The sequence below is a fragment of the Streptomyces sp. NPDC047886 genome, from assembly GCF_043204435.1.
In the GTDB taxonomy this organism is placed as follows: Bacteria; Actinomycetota; Actinomycetes; order Streptomycetales; family Streptomycetaceae; genus Streptomyces.
Genome location: NZ_JBIDCF010000001.1, coordinates 969962 through 987909 on the forward strand (window position 1 = coordinate 969962; position 17948 = coordinate 987909).

General features: G+C 73.1%; 10 protein-coding genes, 1 tRNA gene and 1 pseudogene. 4 read left to right on the forward strand and 8 right to left on the reverse strand.

From position 1 onward, the window contains the following. Positions 1-201 precede the first annotated feature (201 nt). The 3 genes from ACGF5U_RS04235 to ACGF5U_RS04245 form a co-directional block, all read right to left on the reverse strand. On the reverse strand, positions 202-711 hold the full coding sequence (locus tag ACGF5U_RS04235) for a single-stranded DNA-binding protein (protein WP_392712796.1): 510 nt from the start codon (positions 709-711) through the stop codon (positions 202-204). A gap of 218 nt (positions 712-929) precedes the next feature. After that, positions 930-2654, reverse strand: coding sequence for a GTPase (locus ACGF5U_RS04240; protein ID WP_392712797.1), 1725 nt, complete (start codon positions 2652-2654; stop codon positions 930-932). Between the two features lie 509 nt (positions 2655-3163). Continuing rightward, complete coding sequence (locus ACGF5U_RS04245; RefSeq protein ID WP_392713200.1) at positions 3164-4756, reverse strand: dynamin family protein; 1593 nt, start codon at positions 4754-4756, stop codon at positions 3164-3166. 317 nt (positions 4757-5073) lie between these two features. Between ACGF5U_RS04245 and ACGF5U_RS04250 the strand changes: the two genes are divergently transcribed. Further along, positions 5074-5146 (forward strand) — tRNA-Arg (locus tag ACGF5U_RS04250). Between the two features lie 117 nt (positions 5147-5263). Here the strand turns inward: ACGF5U_RS04250 and ACGF5U_RS04255 are convergent. Both ACGF5U_RS04255 and ACGF5U_RS04260 read right to left on the reverse strand, forming a co-directional pair. Then, a complete protein-coding gene (locus ACGF5U_RS04255; RefSeq protein ID WP_392712799.1) occupies positions 5264-6697 on the reverse strand; it encodes an ATP-binding protein in 1434 nt (477 codons plus the stop codon). 210 nt (positions 6698-6907) lie between these two features. Beyond that, positions 6908-7543: a DUF305 domain-containing protein gene (locus ACGF5U_RS04260; protein ID WP_392712800.1), complete on the reverse strand. Its 636-nt coding sequence runs from the start codon at positions 7541-7543 to the stop codon at positions 6908-6910. 566 nt (positions 7544-8109) lie between these two features. Between ACGF5U_RS04260 and ACGF5U_RS04265 the strand changes: the two genes are divergently transcribed. Together ACGF5U_RS04265 and ACGF5U_RS04270 are read left to right on the forward strand one after the other, a co-directional pair. Then, positions 8110-8805 (forward strand): ABC transporter ATP-binding protein, encoded by a 696-nt coding sequence (locus ACGF5U_RS04265; protein WP_392712801.1) that lies wholly within the window; start codon positions 8110-8112, stop codon positions 8803-8805. A 206-nt stretch (positions 8806-9011) separates the two neighbouring features. Continuing rightward, positions 9012-9470, forward strand: a pseudogene (locus ACGF5U_RS04270) (ABC transporter permease); the annotation flags it as partial. A gap of 677 nt (positions 9471-10147) precedes the next feature. On the opposite strand, the gene ACGF5U_RS04275 reads toward ACGF5U_RS04270, so the two are convergent. The 3 genes from ACGF5U_RS04275 to ACGF5U_RS04285 all read right to left on the reverse strand — a co-directional run bounded on the left by ACGF5U_RS04275 (position 10148) and on the right by ACGF5U_RS04285 (position 14281). Further along, a complete protein-coding gene (locus tag ACGF5U_RS04275; RefSeq protein WP_392712802.1) occupies positions 10148-11548 on the reverse strand; it encodes an MFS transporter in 1401 nt (466 codons plus the stop codon). Between the two features lie 304 nt (positions 11549-11852). Beyond that, positions 11853-13181: a cation:proton antiporter gene (locus tag ACGF5U_RS04280; protein WP_392818327.1), complete on the reverse strand. Its 1329-nt coding sequence runs from the start codon at positions 13179-13181 to the stop codon at positions 11853-11855. Between the two features lie 569 nt (positions 13182-13750). Further along, positions 13751-14281 carry a YceI family protein gene (locus ACGF5U_RS04285; RefSeq protein ID WP_392712804.1) on the reverse strand — a complete coding sequence of 177 codons (531 nt, stop codon included), beginning with the start codon at positions 14279-14281 and terminating at the stop codon, positions 13751-13753. Positions 14282-14763: 482 nt separating this feature from the next. On the opposite strand from ACGF5U_RS04285, the gene ACGF5U_RS04290 reads away from it, so the two are divergent. Beyond that, positions 14764-17853, forward strand: coding sequence for an AAA family ATPase (locus ACGF5U_RS04290; RefSeq protein WP_392712805.1), 3090 nt, complete (start codon positions 14764-14766; stop codon positions 17851-17853). Positions 17854-17948: the final 95 nt, after the last annotated feature.

The window sequence follows — 17948 nt, forward strand, 5'->3', positions numbered from 1 at the left end:
TAGGGATGCAGCCGCCGCGAGTCCCCCACGATGCCGTCGTTCAATCATTCCGAAGCAAAATCGTTACGATGAACCCCCCGATCGGGGGTGGTTGTTCACTCAGGACCTACGGACGGCCGACTCACCGTCACCTCCGGTTGTCCGCCCCGGACCCGCGGACCGGCCGCGCACCCCCGCCGGTCGACCCCCCAAGGGGCGGGCTCAAGGAACCGGAGCCAACTGCGCCTGTTTCGCGCGCGACTGCCGTCCTGCCTGGTCGGCGGGGCCGTGAGGCTGCGCGGGCGCGGGCGGGGCGGCCTCTTCGGGCTCGGCCGTCTCCTCCGGTTCCTGACGGTCGGTCGGCCGGAGCTCCCGCCTGACGGCCCTCCGGAACGCCGACGTACCACGCGTCAGGTCGTGACCCACCGCTACCGCGTCGATGTCCACGTACGTCCTGCGCTGGCCTTCCCAGCCCTCCTCGCGCACCCGCAACCTTCCGTGCACCACGAGCGGTTCCCCGATCGAGACGGACGCGGCGAGATTCGCCCCGAGTGCCCGCCACGCGCTCACCGTGTAGAAACTCGTGGGCCCGTCGGACCACGCCGCCCTTTCCCGGTCCCAGCGGCGGGCCGTGGCCGCGAACCTGAACTTCGCCACCCCGCCCGTGGCCGTCTCGCGGAATTCCACATTGGTCGCGACATTCCCCACGACCGTCACCATGGTGTCGTTCATGACCCGGCTCCTCCCCGTCACGAGGCCGGTCCCGCACCGGCCGCCGTCTGCCCCTCCATGCTGGGGCGCGGGCACGATTCCCGCTGGGGCCTGTGGACGGCCGGCCGGTTGTGGACAACTCCGTCACCCGATCGGTAGGCGGCAGCGGCCGGGGGTGGCGGTGCGGTGGTCACGGGCGCGGGCGGTCAGGGGTGCGGGCCGTCACGGCGGCGCGGCGGTCACGGGGTGCGGACGCGGCCCGACACCGTCGCGTACTGCTCGCGCACCTCCCGGTACCGCATCAGCTCCGTCGCGATCGGATCGAGCACCCGGGCGCGACCGCACGCCGATGCCGCCTCCCGCAGCCTGCGCTCCGTCTCCTGCCCGTACCGCCGTGCGGGTCCGCGCGCCGCGACCGCGCACGCCCACTCCACCAGCGGCCCCCCGACGATGCCGGCCAGCATGATGAGGACCGGAGGCAGCAGCCCGGGTTCCAGCACTCCTGCGATCTGGCCGACGAGCCAGAGCGCGCCGTAGACCTGAAGGAGGGTCATGGCCGCCTGGACCACCACCGCGACCGGCCACCACGCGGGCCTCGGCGGGCGGGCGCCCGGCTCGGGTTCGGTGGCCTTCACGGCGAGTTCGTCCAGCGCCTCCGGCAGTCCCCGCGCGCCGCGCGCGGCCGCCTCGCGGACCGCCTGCGCCCACGGGGCGGGCAGCCCGTCCGCCGCCTCGTCGGCGACGATCCGTACCGCCTGCTCGACGCGCTGGCGTGCGGTCAGCTCCTCCTCCACGGGCGTGACCGGCCGGGACTCGCCGCCCCCGGGGGTGCGCAGCCGCTCGTACCAGCGCCACAGCCGCAGCCACGGCGTCCCGCACGCGCGGCCGGCGTTGCGCCGCCACTCGCGCTCCGCCGCTTCGCCCGCCGCCGTCGCGCCGACCGCCGCCGCGAGCCGTGCGCCGAAGTCCTCGCGGGACCGCTCGACGAGGCCCGGCCGGCCGTCCGCCACGTACACCGGGCGGAGCCGCGCGGCCGCCGCGTCCACGTCGGCGGACAGCCGCCGCGCCGCGGCGTTGCGGCCCTGGACGAACGCGCCGAGCAGTTCGCGCAGTTCGCCGACGCCCTCCCCGGTGAGGGCGGACACGGCGATGACGGTCGCCCCCGGTTCGCCGTGCTCGCCGAGCGCCATGCCGTCCTCGTCCAGCAGCCGCCGCAGATCGTCCAGCACCTGGTGCGCGGCCTCGTCGGGCAGCCGGTCGATCTGGTTGAGCACGACGAAGGTGACCTCCGCGTGCCCGGCGAGGGGCCGCAGATAGCGTTCGTGCAGCGCCGCGTCCGCGTACTTCTCCGGGTCCACGACCCAGATCACCGCGTCCACCAGGGCCAGGACCCGGTCGACCTGTTCGCGGTGGGTGGTGACGGCCGAGTCGTGGTCGGGCAGGTCGACGAGGACCAGGCCCTGAAGGGTCTCGTCACCGGCGCCGCCCGCGAGGGGCCTGCGACGCAGCCGCCCCGGGATGGCCAGCCGGTCGAGGAGTCCGGCCGCGCCTTCGGACCAGCTGCACGCGATGGGCGCCGAGGTGGTGGGTCTGCGCAGTCCGGTCTCGGAGATCGGTACCCCTGCGAGCGCGTTGATCAAAGTTGACTTGCCGCTTCCGGTGGCGCCCGCGATCGCGACGACGGTGTGGCGCGAGGAGAGCCGCTGCCGTGTCGCCGCTTCGTCCAGCAGGCGGCCCGCCTCCGCGAGGGTCTGGCCGTCCAGACGGGTGGCGGAGAGGCCGAGAAGTTCCCTCAGTGCGTCGAGGCGCTCCCGGAGGGCGCCCCCGTAGGTGCCGCCGATCGGTACGTGTGCCGACTGTGCGTCGGCCCCTGAGCCCGTCCCGCCGCCCCGGGAGCCTCCGGAGCGCCCGGAACCAGCGGGGCCGGTGGAGCCGGCAGGGCTGATGGAGCCGGTGGATCCCATGGAGCCTGTAGAGCCCGTGGGGCCGACAGAGCCCGTGGAACCCGTGGAGCCGACAGGGCCCGTGGAGCCCCTAGAGCCCGTGGAACCCGTGGAGCCGACAGAGCCCGTGGAACCCCTAGAGCCCGTGGAGCCGGGCGAGCCCGTGGAGCCGGTGCGGTACCGGGAGGCGCCCCGGGCCCCGGAGTTCTCGACACCGTCCATATCGCCCGTGTCCCCTCCGCCTCCGCCTCCGGCACCTCCTGCGTCTCCGGCGCCCCCTGCCGCTCCCGTGCTCCCTCCGGCTCCCGCACCGTCTCCCGCGCCACCTCCCTCTCCCGCGCCGTCTCCGTCTCCCGCGCCCCCGGCTCCGCGTCCTTGCCCGGCGCGTTCCGCGCCGGCCGGGCTCTCCTGACCGCGCGTGCCCGTGCCCGACCTGGCCTCGGTCGCCTCGTCGTCGTACACCGGCCGTTCGTTCGCACGGCGGGCGATGATCCCGTCCTCCCAGCGTTCCTCCACGGCGCTCACCGCCGTCACCTCTCCTTCTGCAGTACGGACAGTGCGGCGATCAGCGAGGCCTGCGGCTCAGGGGTGACACCGAGGGCGTCGATCGGCGCCAGGCGCCGGTCACGCTCCTCGTTCAGGACACGGGCGATGTACGTGGTGACGAGTTCGGCGCCCTTGTCCCGGAGGCGCAGGGCGCCCTGAGCACCGATCAGCTCGGCGAGCCGCTCCCCCGCACCCCTGGCCCGCCGGCCGCCGAGCAGGGCGACCGCCAGAAGCGCCGCGACGGTCTCGCTGTCGGGGGCGGCGGTGCGCTCCGTACGCCGTACCTCGTCGTCCGCGACCTCCTCCAGGACCCGGCGCCAGCGGCGGGCGGCCATGCCGATGCGCTCGCCCGCCTCCCGGTCGGTGCGGACGTGTGACCCGTGGACCGCGTCGGCGGCGGGTTCGCGCCGCCACGCCTCCTCCACGTGCTCGTCGGCGGCCGCCACGGCGCACTGGAGGAGGGCGGTCAGCGACTCGGTGAGGGCGTCGAGCAGTTCGGTGGCGGTGCAGTCGCGGGGGTAGCTGCGCCAGCGGGCGCGGGCGTCCCCGGCCAGGACGGCGCCCCGCCGGAGCTCCCGGCGGACCCGGCCGCTCTGCTCGTCGTAGGCGAGTTCGACGGCGCCTGTGAGCCGGAGCGCCGCGGCGTGCTGGGCGGCGACCGCCCCGGCCAGCTCCGGCATGCGGGCGCGGAGGGAGTCGATGACCCCGTTGGCTGTGCGCCCCACGGCCTGCCGCCGGGCGGCCGGGTCCACGGCGTGGTGGGCCAGCCAGTCCCGGAGGGGGGCGACGGCGGTATCGGGCAGCAGGCCGTTGCCGCCGCCCGTCGACTCGGGCAGCTCGGGGATCGTGAACCGGGGCACGTGGCCGAGCCCGGCCCGGTCGAGGAGCGCCGTGTACTGCCGGGAGACGTCGCCGATGACCTGGTGCGGTACCCGGTCGAGGACGGTGACGAGCATGGCGTCGTACTCCTTGGCCGTACGCAGCAGGTGCCACGGAACGGCGTCGGCGTACCGCGACGCGGTGGTGACCATCACCCAGATGTCGGCGGCACAGATCAGCTCGGCGGCGAGCTCCCGGCTCCTGACCACGAGCGAGTCGATGTCGGGCGCGTCGAGCAGGGCGAGCCCGCGCGGCAGGGTGTCGGCGGTCTCGACCCGCAGGGAGCGGCCCTCGGCGGCCTCGTCGACGCCGTCCTCGCCTTCCTCGTGGCGGCCCCACACGCGGGTCAGCTGCGGCAGGACGCGCGTCCCGGCGAACCAGTGGTGATCGTCCGGGTGGCAGACGAGGACGGGGGTACGGGTGGTGGGTCTGAGCACCCCGGCCTCGCTGACGCGGCGCCCCACAAGGGAGTTGACGAGTGTGGACTTCCCCGCCCCGGTGGATCCCCCGATGACGGCGAGGATCGGCGCTTCCGGCTCCTTGAGCCGGGGCACCAGGTAGTCGTCGAGCTGTGCGAGCAGCTCGGCCCGTGTCTGCCGCGCGCGTGGCGCGCCTGGCAGCGGGAGTGGGAGACGCACAGCGGCGACACTGTCGCGCAGGGCGGAGAGTGCGTCGAGAAGCTGAGGCCGTACGTCCAAGGTCACCACATGCGAAGAATGCCCAATTTCGTGACCTTTTTGAAGCTTATAGCCAACCCCTGCGCGCCGACTAGACACAAGGGACACACGGGATGAGTGGGGCGCAGGCATAACGAGTGCACAACACCCGGGCCGGGAGGGCGCGAAAAGCACTGCGGAAATCGCACCTGCCTGCGATTATCGGTTTCGCTTCACCGAACCTCCACATCGTGCCACGCAGGTGAAGCGACCGGGCCAAGGCGATCGGAGCCCTATCCTTGTCCCCGGCGAGGTCACGGACCACCCACCCGGGGCTCCAGGCCACACGGCCACCACCGGCCCCCGTAGCTCAGTGGATAGAGCAGGCGCCTTCTAAGCGCTTGGCCGCAGGTTCGAGTCCTGCCGGGGGCGCTTACTTGTGGGCTGGTCAACGGCCCCCGCGACCGTCGCCGCCCGCTTTCCGATCCGGGGCGAGATCAGGGACGGTGGCCGCGCTCAGCGCGGCAAGCGGGGCGTCGTACGCGGGAGCTACTGCCAGGCGCGCACCAAGTCTTCAGGCCCCCAATGAGCCGCGAGAGGCAGCTCGCCGGCCACACCGCTGCGGGACACCGCGACCAGCGGGGTGTCCCGCCCGGCGCCGGGCACCGCGATCACGTCTCGTGCCAGGGCATCGTATTCGCGTCGGCCGAACGTCTGGGACTCGAGCCACTTGACGGAACCGACGAAGTGCACCGCACCCGCCACTGGTCCACGATCGGCGCCGACCAGGTCGATCTCAGGGTTGTTCTGGCGGTTCCACCAGCCTCCGACCGCCTCTGTCTCCGGCCATCGCTCGTCGGGCAACAGCCGCAGCAGGGATTCCCGGACGACCGGCTCGACCGCACGCCCCCGCCAGGTCGTCCACGAGCGCTCGATGCGCTCCAGGGCCAGATCACCCCGACCGCGCTCGATGAGCGGGATCCCCCGCTGCAGGAAGGCCAGCCAGAACCGGAGGTAGGGGTCGGCGATGCGGTAGCGCTTGTTCTTGGTGTCCGCCTTCGCGGACACCGGCACGTCGGCCGTGAGAACCCGCTTGGCCTGCAGGGTGTTCAGCAGCGGGGACAGCGTGCCCGAAGGCAGCGCCCCCGAGCCTCCGGCTTGGGCCGCGATGGTGGAGAAGGTCCTTTCGCCGCTGCCCACCGCCTCCAGCACCGCCCGCGCATGCGAGGCCTCGGGAAACTCCCCCAGCAGCGACAACTCACCCGCCATCAACAGCGGCGACAGAGGGTTGGCCACCGCCTCACGCAGGAAGTCGGTCCGGCTCATGCCCGGCCGCCACGACTGGACAATCTCCGGGAAGCCCCCTGTGATCAGCAATGCGTCCACAGCCTCCGCCGCGCCCAGGCCGGTCATCGCCTGTACATCGGCCAGGTGCAGCGGCTGAACGGTCATCTTCGCCGCCCGCCCGAAGAACGGACGCCCGTAGGACTGCAGCGCCTCCATCACCGACATGTCGCTGCCGACCAGGACGAGCAGAACCGGCTTGGCGGACAGATGGCGGTCCCAGACCGTCTGCAGCGCCCCTTCGAACTCCGCGTCCTGCTCCACCAGCCACGGCACTTCGTCGATCACCGCGATGCTCGGCGCGTCGTCCGGCACCGCGACGGCCAGCGCGCGTAGCGCCTGGTTCCAGTCCACGGCCTGCAATCCGGCCACCAGCTCCGCCCCGGGCAGGGCGGACTGCGCGAGCGCCGCGATGAAGTCCGCCCGCTCGGCCACGGCGTTGCGGCCCCGGGTCGCCTGGAAGACCGCGTACGGAACCGCGGACCGGTCACAGAACTCCTGCACCAGGCGAGACTTCCCCACCCGGCGCCGCCCCGTCATGATCACGGACCGCCCACGGGTGGCCGCCACGCCCTCGAGCACCACGCCCAGCTGTCGAGCCAGCAGATCCAGATCGGCCGTCCTGCCCCTGAACTCCATCGGCGCCCCGCCCCCGCTAAAAGCAGTTCCAATATTACGTAGATTGAATCTTACTTAGATGATAGCTCGCTACGGCAGCGTCGCCGACTGCCCCGTGCAGACGGACTCGTGCGCTGCGTGATCGCCCCTACGCCAATTGACTGGGTCCGGCCGCCCGCGTTCGCGGTGCCCCGGAGACCGGGTTGCCCGACGGCAGGCGGCCGGGAGCCGTCAGTCCTCGCCCCGCAGCATCTTCTCCATCTGCGTGACCTCGGCGCGCTGGGTGGCGACGACCTCGTCCGCGAGCTGCTTGGCGGGCCCGTAGGCGCCCTGCTTCCTCTCGGTCTCCGCCATCGCGATCGCGCCCTTGTGGTGCTGGATCATCATGGTCAGGAACATGGTGTCGAACGCCGCGCCCGAGGTGCCCCGCAGCGCCTCCATCTGCTCGTCGCCCATCATCCCGGGCATGGGCGAGCTGTCCATGCCGTGGTCCATGCCGTCCGTCTCCATGCCCTCCGGCACGTCCTCGCCCCAGGACCTCAGCCAGCCCGACATGGTCGTGATCTCCGGCTCCTGCGCCTTCTTGATCTTCTCGGCCAGTGCCTCGACCTGAGCGGATGCACCGTGATCGGCGGCCATGTCGGACATGGCGACGGCCTGGCGGTGGTGCACGATCATGCTCTGCGCGAAGGTCACGTCGGCCGCGTTGTGCCTGCCGTCGGCCGCCTCGGGCGAGGCGGTGGCCCGCGGGGAGCTCTCCGTCGCCCCGTTGTCGCCGTCGCCGCCGCACGCGGTCAGGGTCAGTGCGGCCAGCGTCGCGGCGGCGGACACCGCCACGCGGCGAATCGGTGCGCGGCTGTCCTTCATCGTGACGCTCCTCGCTCGGCGCTCCGGGATGATCCTCTCGCCGGAAGCGTGGCACGGGGCCGGACGCTGTGCCGTCCCGAACGACGCGAACGGGCGACCGCCGACCGGCACGACCGGCCGCGACCGGGCCGGATGCCTCACACGAGCACGGTGACGGTGCTGGGGAGATGTCCCGGGAGAGGGCCGGACAGGGACGGGCGGCCCCGCGCGCGGGCCTTCCGGCCCCCCTCACCCGGGCTCGGCGGGGAGACGATCGAAGAGGAAGAGGGACGACGGGCGGACCCCACCGAGGGCGCCGTCGCGCCCCGAAGCCCCACGGGCCGCGCTCGCGGCCCCGCCCTCCGCTGAAGGAGGCCCCCGATGCGCGGCGCGCTCGGCGGACACGGCGGCGGTGGCGCTCACCGCAGCGGTGGCGGACACGGCGGCGGAGGCGGTGGACACGGCGGCGGTCGCGGTTCCGGCGAGCGGTCCGGGCCGGGTCCGGTCGAAGCCAGGTTCGGCCCTGGCCCGGTCCGGTCGGAGCCGGGTCCGGCCGGGGTCAGGCGCGCGGCCACCGGGAGGACGACATGACCGGCGTTCCAGCACACACGCCACCGACGGCGGATGCCCGTGCCGAGGCCACGGCCGGCGCCGTGGTGCTGCGGGCCCAGGGGATCGTCAAGGCGCACGGGAGAGGAGTGTGGCCCGTACGGCGCCGCACACCGGTCCTCAAGGGGGTGGATCTGGAACTGGCCGCAGGCGAGGTCGTCGGCCTGGTCGGCGAGAACGGCTCCGGCAAGAGCACGCTGATGAGGATCCTCGTCGGTGACCTGGCCCCGGACGACGGAACCGTGACCCGTGCCGGGCGGATCGGCTACTGCCCGCAGGAACCCGTGGTGTACGAACGGCTCACCTGCGACGAGCACTTCGAGCTGTTCGGCCGTGCCTACGGTCTCTCCCCGGAGGCCGAGCGCGCCTCACGGGCCGCCGTCTACAGCCGGCTCGGCTTCGAACGGTACGCGGCCGCCCGCGCCGACCGGCTCTCGGGCGGCACGCTGTCGAAGCTGAACCTCGGGCTGGCGCTGGCGCCCGATCCCGAGGTGCTGCTGCTGGACGAGCCGTACGCCGGGTTCGACTTCGACACGTACCTGAAGTTCTGGGACCTGGTGGCCGAGCGCCGGCGGGCCGGCCGCTCTGTGCTGATCATCAGTCACTTCGTCACCGACGAGGAGCGCTTCGACCGGATCGTCCAGTTGCGCGACGGGCGGGCGGTGCCGCGATGACCGGCGTCCTGCTCACCCGGCGGTTCCTCGCGGACGCCGCGCGCACCCCGATGAACCCGCTGGTGCTCGTGGTGGTGCCGGTGGTGTTCGTCGTGGTGGCCGCGGGTCCCCTGGCCGACACCGCCGAACTGCTCGGCGGGCCCGGCGGCCCGGCTGTGCAGACGGCCACCGCCGGCTGGGCGGCCGGTTTCATCGCCGCCACCGCCATGTACTTCCAGCTGCGCGGCGCCCGCGCCGCCGACCGCCGCCTGGTCGTGGCGGGCCTCGCCCCGTCCCGGCTCATGGCCGCGCGCCTGGCGGCGGGACTGGCGTTGGCGCTGGTAGCCGCCGCCGCTGCCGTGGTGGCACTCGCCGTGCGCACCGGGCTGGGGGACGCACCCGGGCGGGTCGTCGCGGGGACCGTCATGTTCGCGGTGATCTACCTGGCGATCGGCGCGCTCATCGGGGCGCTGGTGGCCGACCCCGTCAACGGCACCGTGCTCGTGCTGTTCGTATGGATCCTGGACGTCTTCTTCGGTCCCGTCCTTGGCGCGGCCGACCGCACTTTCACGAGGGTCCTGCCGACGCACTTCGTCACGCTGTGGATGGTCGACCTGCCGTCCGGCCACGGCGGGCGTCCCGGCGACCTCGGGTGGGCCCTGGTCTGGACTGCGGCGGCCGTCGCCGTGGCCTGGACGGTGATCACCACCACCAGCCGCACCCACCGCGCCGCGCACCGCGCGCCGCCCGGCTCGCCGCGCGCGCAGCTGGGCGCGGGGGTGCGGGCCGGGCTGCGGGAAGCCTCGCGCAACCGGGTGCTGTGGGTCCTCCTCGCCGCCGTCCCCGTCGTGTTCGTCCTTCTGGCGGTGGCCACCACACCCGGCGAGTACACCACGCTGACCGTGCGCGAAGGCGGTGGCACCGGTTCGCAGCGGGCCTGGCTGCCCGACATCCACGGCGGCACCATGGCCCCCATCGCCATCGGGTCGCTCGCCGCTCTGACCGGGCTGTTCGTGATCCTGGGTGCCCGCTCGGCCGACCGGCGCCTGTCGCTGGCCGGGTTCCGCCCCACGGCGCTGCTCGCCTCCCGGCTGGCCGTCGTCGCCACGGGCGCGCTGGCGGCCACCGCCGCCTCCCTCGCCGTGACCGCCACCGTCTTCGACGCCCGGAACTGGCCGCTCTACATCGCCGCCAGTGTTCTCATCGCCCTGACCTACGCGCTCGTCGGCGTCCTCATCGGGCCGCTCTTCGGACGCCTCGGCGGCATCCTGATCGCCTTCCTCGTGCCCTTCCTGGACCTGGGCATCGCACAGAGCCCCATGCTCCGACCGACCCCGCCCGGCTGGGCGCACGCCCTGCCCGGCTACGGCTCAGGCCGCGTCCTGATCGACGCCGCCCTCACCCCGGGGTTCGACGAGACCGGTCCGCTCCTCATCGCCCTGGCCTGGCTGGCGGGTCTGGCGGTGGCGGCGGTCTGGCTGTTCCGCCGAGCGGTGGCCCCGAACGTGCCGCCGTCGTCGTTCTCCGGCCCCTCGGGGCGCGGTCCGGGAGCCTCCGCCGCCGCGCGGCGTTCGGCGTGGCGGACCGCCGGGGTCATGGCCGTGGCGGCTGCGAGGAGGAGGGCGCCCAGGGTCAGCCAGCCGGGGACGCCCCAGGTGATCAGCAGGGTCGTGACCAGGACCGGGCCGAGGGTACGGGCCAGCGGGACGCCGGCGCCGTAGAAGCCCTGGTACTGGCCGATCCGGTCGCGCGGGGCCAGCCCGAAGCCGATCTGCCAGGACCCGGCCGAGTGCCACATCTCCGCGATCACCTGGAGCCCCGACCCCAGGACCAGGACGGCGACGGCCCCCCACGCGGACAGGCCGGGAGCCGCGGTGACCGCGAAGACCGCGCACGAGGCGAGGATGACGACGCCGGAGCGGCGCACCGCGCGGGTCGCGGACTCCGTGCCCGTCACCGTCCGGGCCGTACGGACCTGGAAGAGCGTCACGGTCAGGGTGTTGAGGACGAACAGCGCCGACACCGTCCAGCCGGGCGCCTGGGTGCGTTCCACGATCCACAGCGGGAGCGCCAGGCTCAGCAGCGGAAGGCGCAGCAGCAGTACCGCGTTCACCAGGGTGACCAGGACGTACGGGCGGTCGCGGAGGACCGCGAACCGGGGCTCGCCACCCGTCGGCGGCACGGTGCCCGGCACGTGCGGCAGGCGGCGCAGGACGAGCGCGCAGCCGAGGAAGCACAGCGCGTCCAGCGCGAACACCGCGAGGTAGCCCGTGCGCGTGCCCGCGTACAGGGCGAGCCCGCCGATCCCCGCTCCGGCAGCCAGCCCCGCGTTCAGCGTGGACTGGAGCGCGGCCAGCGCGCCCGTACGGGCAGCCGGTTCGACCAGCCCTGCCAGCAGGGCCTGCCGGGCGGCCGCCAGACCGCACTGGGCCGTGGTGTACAGGCAGGCGGCGACGAGGAACGGCGCGAAGGACCGTATGAGGAGGAACGAGGCCACCGTCGCGGCGGTGGCCAGGGCCAGCAGTACGGCGGTTCCGCGTGGCCCCCGGCGGTCGGCGAGCTGCCCGAGCGGCACGCCCGCCATGGATCCCACCGCCCACGCCACGGTCAGGCCGATGCCGATCTGGCCGGCGGACAGGCCGACGATCCGGGAGAAGTAGAGCGCCGAGCAGACGTAGAACGCGCCGTCACCGACGGAGTTGCTCAACTGCGCCACGGCCAGCGCCCGGGGCGCCGCTCCGAGACGGGGGAAGGTTCGGGGCATGTCGGCGACGGTAGATCCGCCGCCGTTCCCCGGCCTGGTCCATTCCAGGCCGGGGAAGCCGGGCCAATCGCCCACCGCGGCCGGGCGGTCGAGCCGTCAGGTGGTCAGGCGGTCAGGCGTCAGGCAGTTGGACGGTCGGGCCGTCAGGCGGTCAGGCGGTCAGGCGGTCAGGCGGTCAGGCAGTTGGACGGTCGGGCGCCGTCAGGCGGTCGAGCCGTCAGGCCGTCAGGCCGTCAAGCGGTCGGGCAGTTGGACGGTCAGGCCGTCAGGCCGTCGCGCGGCCTGACGGCCTTGCCGCCGACGGTCAGCGGGGGATCGCCGGTTCCGGGAGCGCCTTGGGGGCCGACGGGTCCTCCGGTGGTGTCGTCGGGGGCGCGCCGCGCCGAATGCGGCGGTAGAGCGGCGACGCCGACATGGTGGTGACCACCGTCATCAGGGCCAGCACCGTGTAGAGCTCCACCGTGATGAGCCCTTCCGCACGGCCCACGTTGAGCAGGATCAGCTCCATCAGGCCGCGGGCGTTCATCAGGGAGCCCAGGGCGGCCGCGTCCCGCCATGAGCTGCCCGTGGCACGCCAGGCGAGCGTGCAGGCACCGCCCTTGGCGGCGAACGAGGCGACCAGGACCACGGCGAACACCATGAGGACGGTCGGGTCCACCAGGACGTTGAGGTCGGTGTTGAGGCCCGAGTAGACGAAGAACACCGGGAGGAGGATATGGACGGTGACCGGCTCGATCCGGCGCCGCAGCTCCTCGGCGAACACCCCGCGCGGCATCACGGCGCCCAGGATGAACGCCCCGAACACCGAGTAGACACCGGTCCATTCGGTGAACCAGGCGCACAGCAGCAGGACGACGGTCACCAGGCCGAGGGCCTCGGGCCGCAGGCCCGACTCCGGCGGGCCGTTGCGGGTCGTGGTGGCCCACCTGCCCAGCCGGGTCAGCAGCCTGCGTCCCGCCGTGGTCATGAACACCCCGTACACGAGGCTGCCGACCACCGCGATGACGGCCACCTGCGGGTCGCCCTTGGCGGCGGCGACCACGACGGCCAGCAGGATCCAGGCGGCCGCGTCGTCGGCGGCCGCGCAGGCCACGGCGACGGTGCCCAGTTTGGTGCGGGTGAGCTTCTCCTCGTACACGATCCGGGCGAGCATCGGGAACGCGGTGATGGCGAGTGCCGCCGCCACGAACAGGGCCGCCTGCCAGGGGGCGACGCTGTCCGGGAAGAAGGTGTCGCCGCTGGCGAGCTGCCAGCCGATGAGGCCGCCGACCGCCACGGGGGCGATGATGCCGGCGACAGAGGCCGTGGCGGACTCCTTGAGGTGCCGCACGAGGAGCCCGTTGTCGAAGGCGAGGCCGACGAGAAACATGTAGAGGACGAGCCCGAGTTGCCCGATGACGTACAGGACGTGCAGCGACGGGTGGGTGATCGACTCACCGCCGCCGGGCGGCTGGACGGCCGTCGGGAACAGATGGTCCTGGATGGCCGGGAACACGAACCCCAGGAGCGTCGGCCCCAGCAGGAAGCCCGCCACCATGTCGGCGACGACCTGTGTCTGCCCCAGCCGCCGGAAGAGCAGCCCCACCGCACGGCACGCCACGAGGACGGTCGCCAATTGCAGGAAGAGCATCATCGTCAATTCATTACCGTCAGGCATATGCCTGCCCACCCCCCGATCAGTTGACTTTGCTGTCCATTCACGCGGTATTGGTCGCCACACGGGTTCCGTCGGACCCGTCGGACGCATGGTGAGAATTCCCGCGCCGGTTTACCTCGAGAGGGCCGGCGGGGTGAGGAATACGGCACGCGGACGCACCAGCGGTCGGCGGGGGCGCGTGGGCGCTCTCGCCTTCCGTCGGCGGCCTCATGGGCCGTGAGAACGGGCGGACGACGGACGCGTCCACGAGCGGGCGGGCGATGCCGCCGGCCCGGCAGGGGGCGCCTCGACCGAATTCCGGTCGGTCGCGGACGCGCCGAGTCGTCCCTTCGACGCGGCGCGGCGCGGTGCGGCGCCGTGCGGTGCGGTGCGGTGTGACGTGGTGCGTACGGCGCTGCCGTGCGGCGCCGTGCGGTGCGGTGCCGTGCGGTGCTGTGTGGTGCTGTGTGGTGCGTGGGGACGCGCGGTGCCGTGCGTCGGGCGTGTCGGCGCGTACGGTGCGTCCCGCGCACGCCCGCGCGGGTGCGCGGGCGTGCGGGCCGTGGTCAGTCCTGGAGAGAGTGCCGCAGCGTCACATCGAGGTCGATGGCGACGTCCTTGCCGATCATCAGGTTGGACATCGCCGTGACGCCCGCCTGGTGCCGGTCGATCCGGCCCCGGGCGCGGACGCGCGCGCTCTCGCCGCCCAGTTCCGTGACCGTGACGGCCAGTTCGACGGTGGTCGTGACCCCCCGCAGGGCGAGGGAGCCGACGACCGTCCAGCCGTCCCCGGTCGCGACGATCCGCTCGGACGTGAAGCGCATCACCGGATGCGCCGCCGCGTCCAGGAACTCGGGGCCACGCACATGCTCGTCACGCTTGTCGTTGCCGGTACTGAAGCCCTGGGGCGCCAGCTCGGCCACGACCTCGGTGGGAGTGCCGTCCGCCGCGACACGCACGCTCGCGCCGGTCACCGGGATCGTGCCGGTGACGGTCATGAGCAGCATGTTGCGGACGGCGAACGTCGCCGTCGTCGCACCGCGGTCCGCCTGCCACATGCCGGGACGGATGGTCCGCGGAGAGGCTGAGGTGGTCATCACTACCTGCCTTCGGTTCGGCGTCGGAGCCGTGGACGGACATGCCCCGCCCGTCGGCCCACTCAGGAACTACACACGGTGTACGCGGCCTAAAGTACACAGGGCGTGAAGCTCAGTTCAAGAGGCAGAGGAGCGCGGACGGCGCAACCTCCCGTCGGTCACCTTTGGCTGAAAACCGCTCAGGGGCGTGACACTTGAGGGAGTGACCCACCCCACTCCGCCGGTACCGACGACACCCTTCCGGCCACCCGGCGACCCCCATCCACCCCCCGCCGACAGGGCATCCCATTCCAGCCAGCGATATCCATTGAATGTTGAATCAGCTTGGCCGGTCATGAGTTCTGAACGGCGACCCTCCTGACGGAGGCGAGCATTCACGGTCGGGATCGCGCCATTAAAAGCGCACCAGCCGGGCGGAATGCCGGCCTCTGCACCAGTTGACGAGAAGTCAGTTTTGGATGTGACCACTCGTGATCATTCAAATGGATAGAGTGAACTCAGCGCGTCGGTTGTTGAATCAAGATTGTCTCTTTGACTGTCCACAATGCAGGGTGGTGGCCGCTCACGGAGAACAATCGTTGGCCCGCGGAAGCGGGACTCGGGGGAGAGCACGGCCGACGGGCGGTGGCACGGGGCTGCTCACGCGGTCCCCGTTGCCCTGCGACGGACAGGCTCGCCCTGGCTGTCGACCTTCCCCCGGGCCACGACAACGGGAGAGAGGGGATCTGACTTTGCGCACGGCCAGAGCTTCCTTGGTGGGCAGGGACAGCACATTGTCCGAACTGAGAGCCACCCTCACGACAACAGTGGAAGGCACGGGTGGTTGCCTGGTGATCGAAGGTCCGGCCGGCATCGGCAAGAGCCGCCTGCTGGACGTGATCACGGCCGAGGCCGAAGAGCTCGGCATGCTGGTGGCCGTGGGGCGGGCCGCCGAACTCGACCGCGTCGCCCCGCTCACGCCCCTGCTGACCGCGCTCCGCCGCGGCGAACTGCCGGGGCTCGACATCGCCGCGCTCGGCAGCGCGGGCGGCGACCGCTTCTGGCTCATCGACGAACTGCGCGACCTGATCGAGAGCTGTGCCCACGACCGCCCGATGCTGATCGTCCTCGACGACGCCCAATGGGCCGACGAACTCACCGCCCTCGCCCTGCGCATCCTGGTGCCCGAGCTGTTCTCGTCGCCGGTCCTGTGGCTCCTCGCCCGCCGCCCCGTGCCCGCGCGGTCGGCGGCGCAGGACGCCATCGAGTGGCTGATCGGCGAGTGCGCGCAGCGCGTCCCGCTCGGCCCGCTCGGCGACGACGCCGTCGCCGAGCTCAGCTCCCGCATCCTGGGGGCCGCGCCCGACCCCTCGGTGCTGGCGCTCGCCGACCGCGCCGGCGGCAACCCGTTCCTGCTGGAGCAACTGCTCATCACCGTACGGAACGCGGGGCGCGTCCTGATCGCGGACGGGGCCGCGACCGTCGTGTCCGGGGGGCTCCCCGCCGACTTCCTCGGCGCCGTCCACCACCGGATGAAGGACCTGTCGCCCGAGGCGCGCCGGCTGGTCGAGGTCGCCTCCGTCTTCGGCCGGCCGTTCACGATGCACGAGGCCGCCGGGCTGGTCGGCTGCTCCGCGACCGGCCTGGTGCTGGCCGTCGAGGAGGCCCTCAAATCCGGGACGCTGGTCGAACAGGGCACCGACCTGGCGTTCAGCCACGACCTCATACGCGAGGCGGTCTACGAGAAGATGTACGAGTCCGTACGTCTCGCCCTGCACCGTGAGGCCGCCGTGGTCGTACGGGAGGAGGGGCGCTCCCCCATCGAGGTCGCCGAGCACCTCATCCGCAGCGGCCACGCCGGGGACGGACAGGCGCTGACCGTGCTGCGCGAGGCGGCCACCGACATCGCCCCGCACGCGCCCGGTACCGCCGCCGACCTGATCCTGCGCATGCTGAAGCTGATCGACGCCCACGATCCGTCCCGGGCCGGCCTGACCGCCGACGCCGTACGGCTCCTCGCCTGCGCCGGGCGGCTACGCGAGGCGCAGGAACTGGGCGAGTCCGCGCTCAGCAGCGGGCTCGACGCGCGGACGGAGGCCGCGCTGCTGCTCGGCCTCTCCGAAGCGCTCAAGCACGCCGGGCAGAACGCCGCCGTCATCCGCTACACCCGGCGGGCGCTGGCGCGGCGCGGCGTGCCCGACGCGTCCCGGGCGCAACTCCTCGCCATCCAGGCGCACGCCCTGCTGTACGTCGGGGACCTGGACGGCGCCGACCGCGCGGGCGCCGAGGCGGCGGCGCTGGCCGCCGCGTGCGGGGAGGACTCGGCGTCGGCGCTGGTCTTCGGCACGGTCGCGCGCAGTGTCGCGGCGCGCGGGCGCGGCGACCTGGACGCGTCCGTCTCGCACGCGGTCGCGGCGGTGGAGGCCGCGGACCGGGGCGGCGGCGAGGTCCGCCACCGCCACCCGCGACTGTGGCTGGCGCGGGGGCTGGTCACCGTCGACCGGTTCGACGAGGCCGACATGATCTACCTGACCGGGCAGCGGGAGGCAACCCAGCTCGGTACGGCCTGGTCGCAGCCGCTGTGGCACTACTACCGGGCCGAACTGCGGATGCTGGACGGGCGGCTCGCCGAGGCCGAGGCCGAGGCGGAGGCCGGGCTGCGCATCACACAGCAGCTCCAGGCGCTGCAGCTGACCGTCCCGCTGCTGGGACTGCTGGCGCAGATGGCGATCCGGCGCGGTGAACTGTCCGTCGCCCGGGGCCATCTGCGGCAGATCAACAGCCTCGTCGAGGACGGGATCAGCGTCGGCCCCGCCGAACAGACGTGGCCGACGGCCCTGTTCCACGAGGCGGTCGGCGACCACCACGCGGCGCTCGACACGCTCACCCCGGTCCTGGACCGGACGCCGGAACGGATGCTGCTGCTCGCCAACGACCCTGGCGCGGCGCCCGTTCTGGTGCGGATCGCCATGCGGGCGGGGGCGTCGGCGCTGGACCGGGCCGAGGCGGTGGTCGTGGCGGCGGAGAGCCTGCGGGACCGCAACCCCGGCGTCGCGTCGATCGCCGGGGCCGCCGCGCACGCCCGCGGGCTGCTCCTCGGTGACCTGGAGGCGCTGCGGCTGGCCTCCTCGCACTTCCGGGCGAGCCCCCGGCTGCTGGCCCGCGCGGCGGCGTTCGAGGACACGGCGCTCGCCGAGCACACCGCCGGCAACCGGGAACGGGCGGTCGCGCTCATGGAGGAGGCGGTCGCCCAGTACACGGCGAGCGGTACGGAACGGGACGCGGCGCGCGCGGCGAAGTCCCTGCGGGGCTTCGGCGTACGGTCCAAGGTCACGAACCGGGACGCCATCGGCACGCTGCCGGCCCGCTCCACGCTGACCCGTTCCGAACTGCGCGTGGCCCAACTGGTCACGGAGGGGCTCACGAACCGGGAGGTGGCCAACCAGCTGTACCTGTCCCCGCACACGGTGGACAGCCACCTGCGGCACGTCTTCGCGAAGCTGGGCGTGCACAGCCGGGTCGAACTCACGCGCCGGTTCGCGGCGTACCTGGAGGAGTCCGGGGAGACCGCCCAGACGGCGGGCGCGGCCTGACACGGCACGAGGAGAGGTGATCCAGCGGGGGCGTCGGGGCCGGGGCTCCCCGAAAAACGGCGGACGACGGGCGGATTCGCGGGGGTGATCCGACC